We start from the raw sequence: 604 nt of genomic DNA, 5'->3' as shown, positions 1-604 counted from the left end.
AATTCTATTTTCTTCAGAGATGGATGAAATAGATTTAATGAGTGCCTATAGGATGGCAACAAATAATATTCCTAACATAAGGAATGTTATTTTATGTGGTATGGATCATCCTTCAGTACAGATTTTTCACATGGATAATACAATTGGTAAGCTAATCAAGGATTTTGCAGATACTTTAGAAATACACCTTCCTATTCCAAGAGAAAGCTCAATCACCCCTAATTCAAAGTTAATTCCCAAATTATACGACTCCGTAAAACTTAAAAAAGAAAACAATTATAATGCATGGCTATCATCATTAGAGGAAATTAATAAAGAGTTCCCTAAAACTGCAATAGTCCTATCAAAGTTGGGAGAAGCAAGATTAAAAAATAATGATGATACTGGTGCCATCAGTGCTTGGAAACAATGTATTAAAATATGTGATTATCAATTTGAAGCGCACGCTAAGCTAGGTGCAATTCAAAGACTAAAAGGGAAATTGGATGATGCATATCATAATCTAACAAAAGCCATATCAATAAACCCTTTTGGTGCTCATACTTATCATACTTTAGGTCTTCTCTTTCAAGATAAAAAAAACTATCCAATGGCTGAGATAAAT

The 604-nt window shown here is 32.0% G+C and carries 1 protein-coding gene; it reads left to right on the top strand.

Annotated features, from left to right (window positions below; translation table 11 throughout):
* A partial coding sequence (locus tag V2A85_RS24295) for a tetratricopeptide repeat protein (protein ID WP_420072632.1) occupies positions 1-604 on the top strand: 604 nt, incomplete at both ends.

It is taken from the genome of Yersinia sp. 1252 StPb PI, from assembly GCF_048593885.1.
GTDB classification, from domain to species: Bacteria; Pseudomonadota; Gammaproteobacteria; order Enterobacterales; family Enterobacteriaceae; genus Yersinia; species Yersinia enterocolitica_E.
Note: the sequence above shows the minus strand (reverse complement) of the source record. Positions and strands in the feature narration are given on the sequence as shown.